Raw genomic sequence first — 13,936 nt, 5'->3', positions numbered from 1 at the left:
GAGAAGAGGGCCTACGGCCACAAGACCGAGCACCGGCTGCGGATACGCGCACCGGTGCCGCCGGCGCGCTGGTCGTGTCCGGGGTCGGCCACCGACTTCCCGATCCTGATGGCGACCTGGAAGCTGGCGCCCGCGCTGGCGGCAGGCAACGCGGTCGTGCTGAAGCCGGCCGAGCAGACCCCTGCCTCCATCCACTACTGGCTGAGCCTGGTCGCCGACCTGCTCCCGCCGGGCGTCCTCAACATCGTCAACGGTTTCGGCGTGGAGGCCGGCAAGCCGCTGGCCTCCAGCGCCCGGGTGGCGAAAGTGGCGTTCACCGGGGAGACCACGACCGGCCGGCTGATCATGCAGTACGCCTCGGAGAACATCACCCCGGTCACCCTCGAACTCGGCGGCAAGTCCCCGAACATCTTCTTCGAGGACGTCACGGCGCACGACGACGTCTTCCGGGACAAGGCCCTCGAAGGCTTCACCATGTTCGCCCTCAACCAGGGCGAGGTGTGCACCTGCCCGTCCCGGGCGCTGGTCCAGCGCGGCCACTACGCCGAGTTCATGGAGGCGGCGGTCGCCCGCACGGAGCAGATCAAGACGGGCCACCCGCTCGACACGGACACGATGATCGGCGCGCAGGCCTCCAACGACCAGCTGGAGAAGATCCTCTCGTACCTGGACATCGGCCGGCAGGAGGGCGCCAAGGTCCTCACCGGCGGCGAACGCATCGAGCACGACGGCGAGTTGAAGGGCGGCTACTACGTCCAGCCGACCATCTTCGAGGGCGACAACCGCATGCGGATCTTCCAGGAGGAGATCTTCGGACCGGTCGTCTCGGTGACCTCCTTCGACGACTTCGACGACGCCATGAAGATCGCCAACGACACCCTCTACGGCCTCGGGGCCGGCGTGTGGACCCGCGACATCAACACCGCCTACCGCGCGGGCCGTTCCATCCAGGCGGGCCGCGTCTGGACGAACTGTTACCACGCCTACCCGGCGCACGCGGCGTTCGGCGGTTACAAGGGCTCGGGCATCGGGCGTGAGACGCACAAGATGATGCTGGAGCACTACCAGCAAACGAAGAACCTGCTGGTGTCGTACTCGCCGAAGAAGCTGGGCTTCTTCTAGACACCACATAAAGGGCGCCTGACCTGAACAAATGCCCGTCAGGCGCCCTTCGCGGCGCACACGGTGCTCCGCGGGACACCGGCCCACTCGGCCATCTCACCGGCGTTCACGTGGCTCCTTCATCGAACCGGTTCGCCAACGCATTCACCGCGCCCACCAGGCAAAACGGTTGACGCGTCCCGCTTCCCCATCTTGCGTCTGCCCGACTTCACGAACACCGTTCGATTTTCGGACAACTTCCCCCACCGGACAGGCAATCGGGCCCCTGGGCCCGAACAAGACAGAAGAAGAAGCCGCACGGGAACAGGACGCCGAAGCGGCACAGGTGAAGCGCCACCTCACGGGCGCCTGAACGCCGCAGAACGCCATATCCGCGCTGCGCGCAAGGCTGGCGTTGGTGCACTCCCCCGACGGGAGCCGGTACCGGATCATCACGACCGACCTGTGCATCGGCTGCGGGCAGATCTGGGACCAGGCCGTCAACAACGCCAGCCGCAACATCGTGGTGTGGGAGCGTCTCGTACTGGGCAGCCAACGCGACCCTCAACGGCATACTCAAGCACCGTATCCACTACGCCCGCACGACCGACTTCCACACCATCACCACCCCTCAGGTGTACATCGACCGGCCCGGTACCCAGGGCATCATCGACACCCAGATCGTCGAAGTTCCGGCCGGAGTCGGCAACTACCGCTACGCAGCCCGATGCGGATGAAGGCCGACGGCCGCAACGAGTGGGCCCTCCACCTCGACCAGTACGCCTCAGGGGGCGGTTGCACGCCGGTCCTGACGACCGACCCGTCAAATCCCGCGGCCTACCGGAAGCGGGCGTCGGGAAGCTACAACATGGGCGGCACTAAGAAGCGACACGGCTGGATCCTGAACCTGACGGCCGCCGAGGAGAGGTGTGCTCGCCCGCCGGCCCAACATCTCCACCTATGACTTCCAGCTCGCCCACACAGGCCGCAGCGACGCCACCTTCCGCGTGACGAGCTGACCGACCGCTTCACATTCCCCCTTCAATACATCCAATGTTTACTTTAGCCGTCAGGGTGCTGACCATGTAAGTGGTGGGGACCTGCAAAGAATTGTGTCACGGCACTAGACGAGAGCAAGGCTCGTACTCGTTAATACATCCCATGTATTAGGGGCGCGAGCCGCGCTGTCGCCTTGCCCGCAGCCGTCGAGTCCGGGCGGGGTTCCGACGACCGAACAGGACGAATACACAGTGCCGGAATCCATCTCACGAAGATCAGTTCTTGCCGGAATGGCGGCCATGACGGTGGCCGCAACGGTCGGCTCCGCCGCGCTGGCGACACCCGCGTATGCGGCGGCGGCCGCCACGCCCCTGCCGCTCCCTCCCCTGCGGATCCCCAAGGTCGACCTGGGCCTGGAGCAGCAGCCCGACTCCAAGATCCAGTGGCTGATGGACGCCAAGCTGGGCATGTTCATCCACTGGGGTGTCTACTCGGGCCCCGCCAAGGGCGAGTGGTGGATGCACAACGGGCCGGTCACGCCTGCGGACTACCGGAAGTACGTCACCGACGCGACGAGCGAGCAGTTCACCGCGGACGCCTACAACCCGGCCGCCTGGGCGCAGTTGGCGAAGGACTTCGGGGCGAAGTACACGACGCTGACCACCCGTCACCACGACGGGTTCGCGCTGTGGCCGCTGAACCACCCCAACGCCTGGAGCTCCGGACAGGCACCGCTGAACCGTGACTTCGTCAAGGACTATGTGGCGGCGGTGCGGGCGGCCGGGCTGAAGGTGGGCCTGTACTACTCGCCCATCGACTGGCGCTACCCCGGCTACTACGACGTCACCGGCACCAACTGCGCGAGCAACCCCTGGAATTACACCACCGATCCGGCGCACAAGGAGAATGCGCGGATCATGAAGACCGAGGTGTACGAGTCGGTCAAGGAACTGGTCACCCAGTACGGCGTGATCGACGACCTGTGGTGGGACGGCGGCTGGATCGCAGAGAAGGGCAGCGACGCGGACGGCGCGTTCTTCTGGGAGCCGGGCCAGTTCCGCGACATCGCCAACCCGTGGCCAGTGGACGCCACTTACGGCGAGACGGACTCCAGCGGCAAACCGCTCGGACTGATGGGCATGGTCCGCAAGCACCAGCCCGACATCGTCGCGACCTCACGTTCCGGCTGGAAGGGCGACTACGACAGCGACGAGGGCCCGGGGGTCCCGACCGGGGCGATCCGCACCGGCCGACTCGTCGAGAAGGTCTTCAGCATCATCGGCACGTGGGGCTACTCCAACACCGCCGTCATGAGCTACGGCACCGCCTTGAACATCCTGGTCAACTGCTGGGTGCGGAACATGACGGTGATGGTCAACGTCGGCCCGGACCGGCACGGCACCGTTTCCGAGGCCCAGGCCGGCCTGCTGCGCCAGATCGGCACCTTCATGACCGCCTGCGGTCAGTCCGTCTACGGCACTCGCGGCGGACCGTGGAACCCGGTCGACGGCCAGTACGGCTTCACGTACAAGGACCACACCTTCTACGCCCACCTGCTGCCCGGCTACAGCGGCACCGCCTTCACCAGCCCGTCGATCGGGGACGCCCAGGTCACGCGGGTCTTCGATGTGCGCTCCGGTGCCAACCTGACGTACTCGGTCGCAAGCGACGGCCGGATCACGATCAGCGGCATCGACCGCACCACCCATCCCCAGGACAGCGTCGTCGGCGTCACTCTGGACCGCGCCGTGCAGCCGGGCGACATCGCCGCCGGCCGGACCGCGACCGCCGACAGCGAGGAGACATCCAAGGGCAACACCGCGGCGAAAGCGGTCGACGGAGCCACCGCCACCCGCTGGTGCGCCAACGACGGCAACACCGGCCACTGGCTCAAGGTCGACCTCGGCTCGACCCGCTCGCTGACCGGCACCCGGATCGCCTGGGAACTGGACAAGACCAACTACCAGTACAAGATCGAGGGCTCCCCCGACAACAGCACGTGGACCACGCTCGTCGACAACACCGCCACCGCCGGCACCAGCCAGGTCCAGACGGCCGTGTTCCAGGCCCAGGCACGCTACGTCCGCGTCACCGTCACCGGGCTGCCGGCCGGGGTGTACGCATCCATCCGCAACCTGGAGGTCTACGACCGGCCCTTCACCGCGGACCTGGGCACCTACAAGGTGATCAACCGCAACAGCGGCAAGGCGCTGGACGTCAGCAACGCCTCGACCGCCGACGGCGCCACACTCATCCAGTGGCCCTACGGCGGCGGGGCCAACCAGCAGTGGAGCCTCCTGCCGAACACCGACGGATCGTTCCGCCTCGCCAACGTCAAGAGCGCCAAGCTCCTGCAAAGCCCGGGCAGCACCCAGGGCGCCACCCTGACCCAGGAATCCGACAACGGCGGCGACAACCAGTGGTGGAAGCTGGTCCCCTCGGCCACCAGCGGCTACCACCGGCTCGTCAACGTCCGCACCGGCTGGTGCGCCGACGTCGCCAACGCCTCCACCGCCGACGGCGCCAACGTCATCCAGTGGCCCGGCACCGGCGGCTCCAACCAGGACTGGCAGATCGTCAGCCTCTGACCGGCCGCCCGCGAGGCCGTACCTGACGGCGAAAGCAAGCAATGACGGCAAGGCAGCAGGCCGCCCGGCACCGCGGGCGCCGGCTCGGCTTGGTGGTGGGGGCCCCGCTGGTTGATCGCCGCGGGAGTTCTCGCATACGGCACGGAATTCGGCACGTTCGGCGATGGTTCCCGGTCGCAGGCGGCCGCGGCGCCCGCGGTTTCCGATGACGCGATGGCGCAGGTGGCCGCGATGCAGCCGGGCTGGAACCTGGGCAACAGCCTGGACGCCGGCCCCGACGAGACGTCGTGGGGCCAGCCCCGCACCACCAAAGCCATGCTCGACAAGCTCCGTTCCCAGGGTTTCCGCAGCATCCGCATCCCCGTGACATGGAGCGACCACCAGCGATCGGCGCCGGGCTACGCCCTCGACAAGGCCTACATGAGCCGCGTCAAGCAGGTCGTCGACTGGGCCCTGGCCGACGGCCTCTACGTGATGCTCAACATCCATCACGACTCATGGCAATGGGCGAGCAAGATGCCCACCGACCACGACCTCGACGAACTCAACACGTCCTTCCACGACATCGTGCGCAAGTCCGGCGGCAACAACCGCAAACGGCTGCTCGTGCTGTTTTGTGACCAGTCAGGAGAGAACCGTGCCCGAACCTTGGGCGTTGCCCTCAGCAACCGCCAAGGGACAACCCGCTCAACCGACCGCGCCAGGCAGGCGAGCGGCGGGCCTCGAAGAGCGAGAGCGCCGGGTGGACCGTCGAGGAAGCAGCACCGGTTTCACGAGCCGATGCCGGTCGACGCCGCTGCGGGCGTTGATGACAGCGATCAGCAGGTCGACCGCTTCGGCGCCCACCCGGTCCGGATTGAGGCTGAGCGTGGTGACGGGCGGGGTGGTCGTCGCGTAGTCCGGATCCTCACTGACGCACGCCACCAGCAGATCCCGCGGCACTCGAAGACCGTGGTGGCGAGCGGCCGCGAGGATGTTGTGACCGGAGTCGGAGTAGACGCCGACGACAGCGTCCGGTCTTGGATCGCGGTCGAGAAGTCGGCTGACCGCGTCCTGTTCGGCCGTGAAGTAGTCAGGCAGTGAGGCGTACTCCTCCACCAGGGCGAGCATGCCGTGTTTGTCGCACCACGACCGGTAGGCGTGCGTGATCAGGTCCGGGTACGCGTCGTCGTGAAGGGGCGCGGAGAGCCCGATCCGCCGGGCACCGCACTGCGTGAGGTGGTCGAGCAGGAGGTGCAGGCCCGCTTCGCAGTCGGCGTCCACCCACGCGTCGCACCAGTGCGGCTGGGGCGGCCGGCCTTCGCAGACCATCGGTATGCCACGCTCCCGCAGGATGGAACGTACCGGGTCTTCCGCGCGCGGATCGACGTGGATGACGCCGTCCATCGGCGTGTTGAGCCACATCCACGGTGATATCGAACTCGGCATCACCTGGAGCAGGTAGCCGCGTTTGTGTGCCTCCGCCATGGCGCCCAGCGCCAGCTGTGCATAGTACGGGATCACGGTGTACGGGACGGGAAGGTCGCCGTACGTCGTCATGGTCAGGCCGAGCACTCCGGTGCCGCCGCGGGCCAGGGCACGGGCCGTGCTGGCCGGGGCGTAACCGAGTTCGCGTGCCGCGGCCAGCACCCGCTGCCTGGTCGTCTCGGACAGTCGTCCGGTGCCGTTGAGCGCATTCGACACCGTGGCCGTGGACACCCCGGCACGTGCGGCCACGGCATCCAGCGTGGGACGCCGCCAGGCACGCGAGCTCGTCATGTGCACCCCATGTTCCCCAACAACCCCGTGACGGCTTGTGGCTATGCCCTTGATCAATCAGCGTGCCGGGCGACGGCGGCCGGACCAGCCGCTGGGTGAGGAGTTAATCAGATGGCAGATGTCTTCGACGGCGCCTCTGCGACACCCGCGGGCGGACCGCTCCACCGGCGGACGTTCCTGGCCGCAGCCGGTGCGGGTGGCGACCGTGATCCTGAACGGAAGAGTGTTCACCGCAACCCACGGCAGCGCGCGAGCGCAGGCGGTGGCCGTCGGCAGCGACGTAGGGATCCTCGAGGTCGGGTGCGACGCGGACATACGCCGGCGCATCGGCCTCCTTACCGTCGTCATCGACGCCGGCGGCGGTACCGTCATGCCGGGCCTGCAGGACGGCCACATGCACCCGCTCGGTGCGGCCGCGCAGGCCTGCTGCCCGCGGGCACCGTGGCCGACAAGAGGCTGCTCGACTCGCTGCAAAACAGCAGGGCGTTCGCCCTCGCGAAAATCGACCGCTCCACCCCCGATCCGGCGGGCGGTCAGATCGTTCGCGACGGCGCCGGGGAACCGACCGGCCTGCTCAAGGACGACGCCCAAGGAGCGTGCCGGAGAAGGACATCCGCGCCACCAAGGTCCGCTACACCCTGGTCTCCGGACGAGTGGTCCACGACGCGGCATCGGAGACGGGACGGGCCCGGGCCGAGGCTGCGCAGCGCATGGGCGAGCTGGGCGCCGACGGGTGACGTCGGTTGATTCGGGGCCTGGCTACTTCGCCCCGCCGACTGCGGCGGGGCGAAGTGCACGAGCCGCTCGACACCTTTGCCGGTGACCTTGACGGACTCGGGGCCCAGGTCGTTGACGGCCGCCATGTCGCGCCCTGGGGAAGGCGGCATCAGCGTGCCGGTCGCCGCCGAAGCCAGGGCCAGAAAACGCGCCCGGCTGATTCTCATGTGCGCGCTCCTCCCCCTTGGTTCCCCTGGGGCGATACCCGTGTGGGATTGGGGAAGGGCGGGACGGTGTCAGCCGATGGTCCACGGCTGGGCGACGAACGTCTGAGGCAGGCTAGACGGGCGTCGACACCGACGGCACGAAAGGTGCCCCGTGTCCCGGCACGATCAGCGCCGGGACGAGGGCCAGGACCTTCTCCCTGGCCGCCCGCAACTGCTCGCGGTCGGGCGCGAAGGGGTCGTCGGCCGGTCCCTCGGCGGTCCACCACAGATGAGTCAGGACCACCAGGCCCTCGTCGGCCGTGACCAGGGTGCTGACGTCCTCGGCGGTGTGGCCGGGGGTCGTCATGAGTGTGATCGACGGCGACAGCTGGTATCCGTCGGCCGCACGGTCCTCCCAGATGTCGTCCTGGTAGATCGCCATGTGGTCGTGGAAGCGGGCTCGGGGGAACAGGGCCGCGTTCAGCGTGTGGTCCGGGTGGTGATGGCTGAAGATCACGTCGGTGACGTCTTCCGGGTTCAGTCCGTGCCGGGCGAGCGGGTCCAGGATGAACCGGCGGTCCGCGACCATGCCGGGATCGACGATTGCGACCGTCTCGCCGTCGAGGAGCAGAGTGACGGTGCCGGCCACCCGCTCGTCGGCGTAGCCGGTGGTCAGGACGTGAAGGGCAGCGGTCATGAAAGGCTCCTCGGGTGAGGTGATGGGTGTGGTGCGGGGCCGTACGAGCCGGTCGCCGGACAAGGAGCTCTGGAAGCCGGTGAGCAGGGTAGGGAGGCCGGTGTCGAAAGCGGACTCGGCCCGGCGGTGGTCGGTGAGGGTGTCTTCGAGTACGGCGCTGAGGTGAGGGGCGGTCTCGCGGGCCACGTCGGGGACTATCACCGGCAGCGCGACGAGGTCGAGGGCCGAGCCGAGAAGGAGACTCTCCAACGCGTTGATCAGGGGCGTGACTTGGCCGACGGTCAGCAGGGGTTCGGCAACCTGCTCGTACATCGCGTGCAGGAAGGGCTCCGGCGGCGGGCCGTGGCGCGCAGGGGGCTCCGCCCAGGGTTGGGTGGCGAGAGCCGCGCGGCAGGAGGAGGCGTGGGGAAGTCGAAGGTGCTCCGTGGCCGACCCCTCCCCGCCGAAACGGCCGGCTACGGCCCCGGCTTCCACCGCGGCCGTAGCCGGAGCCGAATCACTGCGGTGGTACGGCTCGGCGTTTCCAGGCGTGCCAGTCCGAGCCGGACGCCGTTATGCCCCGGCCGTCTCGATGAATTCGCGCACGGCGGTGCGCGGGTCCCCCGAGCGGACCAGTGCCTCGCCGACCAGTACCACGTCGGCTCCCCAACCGCGGTACTCCGCTACGTCCTTCGGGCCCGTAACTCCCGATTCCGCGACCCTGACCGTGCCTTCCGGGATGGCCGTCACGAGGTCGGCGAACACTGTGCGATCCACATCCAGCGTTGTCAGGTCCCGCGCGTTGATGCCGAGGAGCTCGGCTCCCGCAGCGACAGCGCGCCGCACTTCGTCGGCCGTGTGCGCCTCCACCAGCGGCGTAAGACCCAACTCCTTGCACAGCCCGATCAAGTCGGCGAGCTGACGGTCGTGCAGGGACACGACCATGAGAAGCGCAAGATCGGCGCCGTGCGCACGGGCCTCCCACAGCTGATAGGGGTCGACGATGAAATCCTTGCGCAGGACGGGCACATCGACCCGGGCACGTACGGCGTCCAGATCGGCGAGAGAGCCACCGAAACGCCGGCGCTCGGTGAGCACGCTGATCGCAGCGGCGCCGCCCGTCGCGTACTGGGCCGCGAGGGACGCGGGGTCGGGGATGTCTGCCAGCGACCCCTTGCTGGGGCTCTTTCGCTTCACCTCGGCGATGATGGACACCCCGGGCGCCCGGAATCCGGGCAGCGGGTCGAGTGCGGGTGCCGCGTCAGCAGCCCGGGAGCGCAGCTCCGCCAACGGCGTCGCACGCTTGCGCTCTTCCAAGTCCTCGCGAACTCCCTCAAGGATCCCGTCAAGAACGCTCATCGTCATCTCCCTGTCGAATCGTCTGCAGCTGCGGACGTCCCCCGGCTCGAGTGAGGCCGTGCATCACTTACGTCCGAGTCGTGCTCGAAGAAGGTCATTCGGATCGATCATGGCGTGCTTACCGGCCCGCCACGGGGAGCGGAAGTTGAACTTCTCGCAGATGGTCCGGAGATAGATGCCGGAAACCGCCGTCGGCAGGGCTCACGCCAGGCCGAACCGCTCGGCGTGCACGTGCCGGTCGGGAACCTCCAGCCTGCGCAGGGCGCCGAGCACGGTCGAGGTCATCGCGGGTGGGCCGCAGACGTACACGTCGCGTTCGGTCATGTCGGGAACCAGGGCACGGAGACTGTCCGGCTCGAACGGCGAGTTCCTTTCCGCCGTGCGGCCGGTGAGCAGGTGCAGCTGCCCACCGCGGTCCGCGACCAGGGCTCGTACCTCGTCGACCAGCACGGCGTCGTGCTCGCTGCGCACCCGGTAGAGCACGACGACGTCGCCGGCCAGTTCCTCCTCCAGCAGGGCTCGAACCGGCGTGATGCCCACTCCTCCGGCGATCAGCAGTGCACCGGGCCGCGTTCGGTGCAACGAGGTGAATGCCCCGTACGGTCCCTCGACGAACGCGCGGCTGCCGACCGGGACGTGCCGCAGGCCGGCGCTGGTGCTGCCGACCGCCTTGGCGGTCAGGCGCAACGTGCGACCGTCGGGTGCCGCCGACAGCGAGAACGGATTCGCCTGCCACCAGTGGTTGTGCCCGGGGAACCGCCAGATGCAGAACTGGCCGGCCCGGGCCGGCAGCCTGTCGAGGTGGCGGCCGGTGACGTGCACCGACACCACGTCGTCCGACTCCGGGACCACTGCGGTGACTTCGAATCGGTGGTAGGCGTTGCGCCACAGAGGCATGGCGATCCGGCCCGTGACCAGGGCACCGAACGTGCACAGCCACAGGGCCCACCAGTAGATTTTCGCGGGCGCGGAAGAGCTGAAGGTCGTGGTCTCCTGCAACTGGTGGACGAACGACAGCCCCAACGCCACATACAGCAGCAGGTGCAGGCCGTGCCAGGTCTCGTACCGCAGCCGCCGCCTCACATACCGGGCAGAGACCGCGGCGACCACGACGACGATCGCCGCGGCCCCCATCCCCAGCAGAGAGGCCGGTACTCCGGCCAGCGAGAAGAACGTCTTTGTCTTGGAGTCGCCACTGAGCCTGGCAAAGCCCAGGACCACCAGCGTGGCGTGGGTGAGGATGGTCCACAACAGGGTGAAACCGACCCATCGGTGCCACACCGTCAACCTGTCCATGCCGATGCGGCGGTCGAGCCACGGCAGCCGGGCCACCAGCAGCAGCTGGAACAGCATCAGCACGGCGGCGTGCAGGCCGAAGAACTTGGCGACCGTGAGCACCCCGTTCTGGCCGGTCCCGGCGGCGAGGAACAAGACCTCGACGATCGCCAGGTTGACGATGACGAACGTCCACAGCGCCCACCGCGCCGCAACGACCGGATGTATGGTGCGTTGCCGCACGTGTGAAATCGTCGCCTCCACCGCTTCCCCTCTTGTTCATGTGACGTACTCGCGCCCGGCACCGGCGAGGTCGTGAGGACCCCGGCGCCCTCGCCCGATACGGCGCCGATCGCGGCAGAAATACTGAACTTGATCTGTAGGGCGTCGACCGTTGCGGTGCCGCGGTCGGCACCAGTCCCGGCCGCCGCCGCTGCGTAGGTTGAGTGATTAAGGCCTTAACCACAAGCCGTCCCAGGACTGTTGTGGTGCACATGCACAGGCCTACGCGAGACCGGCAACATACATGGGATGTTAGCTGGGCGGCACCAGAGATGACTTGGACGGCCAACAGGCCGCAGAAGAAGCATCCTTGGGTGACATCCGGGTAGGGAAGCCCCGCGCCACCGATCCCTTGACCCCTGAAAATCTCCGCATTCATGGGATGTTCCAGCCGGGGATCGTGGTATCTATACGGGTGCGCTTGTGAGGCCGCCTCGAACACACCCTTGCGGGTCATACCGTTGGGTGACTCCATCACCTGGGGTGTGGGAAGCAGTACGGGCAACGGCTACCGCGGGCCGTTGTGGAACCAGCTTGCGGCGGACGGCCATCCGCTGGACTTCGTGGGCACGGGGCGGAACGGTTCGATGTCCGACCCCGACAACGAAGGCCACCCCGGATACAAGATCCACCAGATCGCCGCACTCGCCGACGCCTCGCTGACCCGCTACCGGCCCAACGTCGTGACGCTGCATATCGGCACCAACGACCTCAACGAGAGCTACCAGGTCTCCACCGCCACCGCCCGGCTGAGGTCGCTGGTCGACCAGGTCACCGCCGCCGCCCCCGACGCAACCGTCCTCGTGGCCTCCCTGGTCGTGTCCACCAGCGGCTCGGAGGAGCAGTACCGTGCCGCGTACAACCAGGCCATCCCCCAAATCGTCAGGGACGAACAGGCCGCGGGCAAGCATGTCGCATACGTCGACATGAGCAGCCTGACCACGGCCGACCTGGCCGACACCCTGCATCCCAACGACTCGGGCTACCAGAAGATGGCCGATGCCTTCCCTCGCGGCATCCAGGCCGCGGACAGCGCCGGATGGTTGAGGAACCCCGCCCCCGCCCCCGCACGCGTACAGTCCGGCATCGCCGGCAAGTGCATGGACGTCAACGGCGCCAACACCGCCGACGGGACCGCGGTCCAGACGTGGAGCTGCGGCAACGGTGCCAACCAGCTCTGGTCCGCCTACACCGACGGCACACTGCGCTCGATGGGCAAGTGCCTCGACGCCTCCGGCGGGGGCACCGCCAACGGCACCAAGGTGCAGCTCTGGGCCTGCCACGGCGGCGCCAACCAGGTCTGGCAGCCCTACAACGGCGGCTACCGCAACCCCGCCTCCGGCCGCTGCCTCGACGTTCCGGGCTTCTCCACGACCGACGGCACGCAGCTCCAGCTGTGGGACTGCAACGGCGGCTCCAACCAGAACTGGACCACTCTGACCGCCGGGTGACTCCCACTCCCGGGACCTCGGCCCTTCCGGGCTCCGGTCCCGCGAGAACATCGGCGCCCGCCCGTCACGTCGCCGCTGTCGTCCCGAACGGAAGCGGCTCGCCCGAGCGCAGATGCTCCCTCAGCCACTGCTCGGTGTTGCTCACGTGCAGCAGTGCCGCAGCCTGGCTGAGGGTGGCGTCACGGGTGGACAGGGCGTTGAAGATCGCCTCGTGCTCGGCGAGGGTGCGGCCCGCGGCCTTGTCGTCGACCAGACCGCGCCAGATACGGGCGCGCAGGGTGCGGCCGGAGATCCCTTCCAGGAGGGTGAGGAGCGTCTCGTTGCCCGTGGCCGAGACGACGGCGCGGTGGAAGGCGACGTCGTGGGCGTTGAGCCGTTCGACGTCGTCGCGGGCCTCGCGCATGGCGTCCAGGTGCCGCTTCACCTCGGCCAGCTGCTCATCGGAAATCCGCGTGGCGGCAAGGGCCGTGGCCATGGGTTCGAGGAGCCGCCGTACCTCCATGAGGTCCTGCAGGGCGACCGTGTCGCCCTGCAGCAGCTCCACCGCACCGCCCAGCCCCTCCAGGAGCAGGCTCGGCTGGAGGCTGGTCACATACGTGCCGTCCCCCCGCCGGACCTCCAGGACCCGCGCGACGGCCAGTGCCTTGACCGCTTCACGGGCGAGGTTGCGGGACAGGCCCAGCTGAGCGGCCAGGTCCGGCTCCGGTGGGAGTTTCGAGCCCGGAGGAAGGGCACCAGTCCGGATCAGCTCACGGATCTGCTCGATGGCCTTGTCCGTCAGAGACACCGCACATCCCTCCCTCCACCGTGCCCCGCGAGCACGACCGACCTGATCAGCCCCTGCGCGCTCAGATCGTCCCGGAGGCCGTCCGGGACGTGCTGATCATGGAGTTCCACGTTTCGTCCGACCTGTTGCGGAGTCCGCATGCCGAGGGTGACGTTGATGATACTGGGACGGGTGTACGGGAAGGCGATCACGGCGGCGGGCAGGCTGGTCCCATGCGCCGCGCAGACCTCGGCGATCGCCCGGGCACGGGCGACCAGAGCCGGCGGGGCGTCCCGGTCGTCGTACGTCATGCCCTCGGCGGGCCGGTCACGGGAGAGCAGTCCGGAGTTGAACACGTCCACCGCCACCACGCTCTTGCCGGGCGAGCCGCAGGTCGGCCCCGCGGGCCCGTTCCGGCCCACCGCGCCCACCGCGCCCGGCCCAGAGGCTGGGGCGGTAATTGGGGTCGTAGGAGACGGTGACACCGTGGCGGCGGGCCGCCGCCATTGCCTCGTCGGCGACGTCCACCGTGGTGTCGGACAGGCCCGCGAAAATGCCGCCGGTATGGAACCAGCGCACGCCGACCGCGAACACCGCGTCCCAGTCGACGTCACCCTTCGGTAGTTGGGAGACGGCGGTGTGGGCGCGGTCGCTGACACCCGGTGCGCCCCGGATGCCGTAGCCGCGTTCGACGAAGTTGAGGCCATTGCGCGCGGCGCGGCCGATGCCGTCGTCCGGTGTCCACCGCGTCGGCCGTC

Annotated in this window: 9 protein-coding genes and 3 pseudogenes; 5 read left to right on the top strand and 7 right to left on the bottom strand. The window is 68.4% G+C overall.

Going from position 1 to position 13,936, the window contains the following annotated elements:
* The 3 genes and pseudogenes from adh to ACWC09_RS44535 form a co-directional block, all read left to right on the top strand.
* The coding region (gene adh / locus ACWC09_RS44545; RefSeq protein WP_450857035.1) for an aldehyde dehydrogenase at positions 1 to 1,122 on the top strand (1,122 nt) is incomplete at its 5' end.
* 1,277 nt (positions 1,123 to 2,399) lie between these two features.
* Entirely contained in the window at positions 2,400 to 4,688 is a 2,289-nt protein-coding gene (locus ACWC09_RS44540; protein WP_450857033.1) for an alpha-L-fucosidase, read from the top strand.
* 213 nt (positions 4,689 to 4,901) lie between these two features.
* Positions 4,902 to 5,192, top strand: a pseudogene (locus ACWC09_RS44535) (glycoside hydrolase family 5 protein); the annotation flags it as partial.
* 183 nt (positions 5,193 to 5,375) lie between these two features.
* On the opposite strand, the gene ACWC09_RS44530 reads toward ACWC09_RS44535, so the two are convergent.
* Positions 5,376 to 6,446, bottom strand: coding sequence for a LacI family DNA-binding transcriptional regulator (locus ACWC09_RS44530; protein ID WP_450857032.1), 1,071 nt, complete (start codon positions 6,444 to 6,446; stop codon positions 5,376 to 5,378).
* A gap of 596 nt (positions 6,447 to 7,042) precedes the next feature.
* Here ACWC09_RS44530 and ACWC09_RS44525 point away from each other — a divergent pair.
* Positions 7,043 to 7,183, top strand: a complete 141-nt coding sequence (locus ACWC09_RS44525; RefSeq protein WP_450857031.1) for a hypothetical protein — start codon at positions 7,043 to 7,045, stop codon at positions 7,181 to 7,183.
* Between the two features lie 319 nt (positions 7,184 to 7,502).
* Here ACWC09_RS44525 and ACWC09_RS44520 read toward each other — a convergent pair whose 3' ends face one another.
* From ACWC09_RS44520 to ACWC09_RS44510, 3 genes are all read right to left on the bottom strand, one after another.
* Entirely contained in the window at positions 7,503 to 8,378 is an 876-nt protein-coding gene (locus tag ACWC09_RS44520; protein WP_450857030.1) for an MBL fold metallo-hydrolase, read from the bottom strand.
* Positions 8,379 to 8,618: 240 nt separating this feature from the next.
* Entirely contained in the window at positions 8,619 to 9,404 is a 786-nt protein-coding gene (gene trpC, locus ACWC09_RS44515) for an indole-3-glycerol phosphate synthase TrpC (RefSeq protein WP_450857029.1), read from the bottom strand.
* 201 nt (positions 9,405 to 9,605) lie between these two features.
* Positions 9,606 to 10,922 (bottom strand): ferredoxin reductase family protein, encoded by a 1,317-nt coding sequence (locus tag ACWC09_RS44510; RefSeq protein ID WP_450857028.1) that lies wholly within the window; start codon positions 10,920 to 10,922, stop codon positions 9,606 to 9,608.
* Between the two features lie 416 nt (positions 10,923 to 11,338).
* On the opposite strand from ACWC09_RS44510, the gene ACWC09_RS44505 reads away from it, so the two are divergent.
* Positions 11,339 to 12,412, top strand: coding sequence for a ricin-type beta-trefoil lectin domain protein (locus ACWC09_RS44505; RefSeq protein WP_450857027.1), 1,074 nt, complete (start codon positions 11,339 to 11,341; stop codon positions 12,410 to 12,412).
* Between the two features lie 64 nt (positions 12,413 to 12,476).
* Here ACWC09_RS44505 and ACWC09_RS44500 read toward each other — a convergent pair whose 3' ends face one another.
* From ACWC09_RS44500 to ACWC09_RS44490, 3 genes and pseudogenes are all read right to left on the bottom strand, one after another.
* Positions 12,477 to 13,199: a FadR/GntR family transcriptional regulator gene (locus ACWC09_RS44500; RefSeq protein WP_450857026.1), complete on the bottom strand. Its 723-nt coding sequence runs from the start codon at positions 13,197 to 13,199 to the stop codon at positions 12,477 to 12,479.
* Positions 13,190 to 13,561, bottom strand: a pseudogene (locus tag ACWC09_RS44495) (aldo/keto reductase); the annotation flags it as partial. The pseudogene ACWC09_RS44495 and the gene ACWC09_RS44500, both read right to left, overlap by 10 nt.
* A pseudogene (locus ACWC09_RS44490) lies at positions 13,557 to 13,925 on the bottom strand (sugar kinase); the annotation flags it as partial. The pseudogenes ACWC09_RS44495 and ACWC09_RS44490, both read right to left, overlap by 5 nt.
* Positions 13,926 to 13,936 lie beyond the last annotated feature (11 nt).

Source organism: Streptomyces sp. NPDC001617 (assembly GCF_053596855.1).
This window is presented reverse-complemented; position numbering and strand designations above follow the sequence as displayed.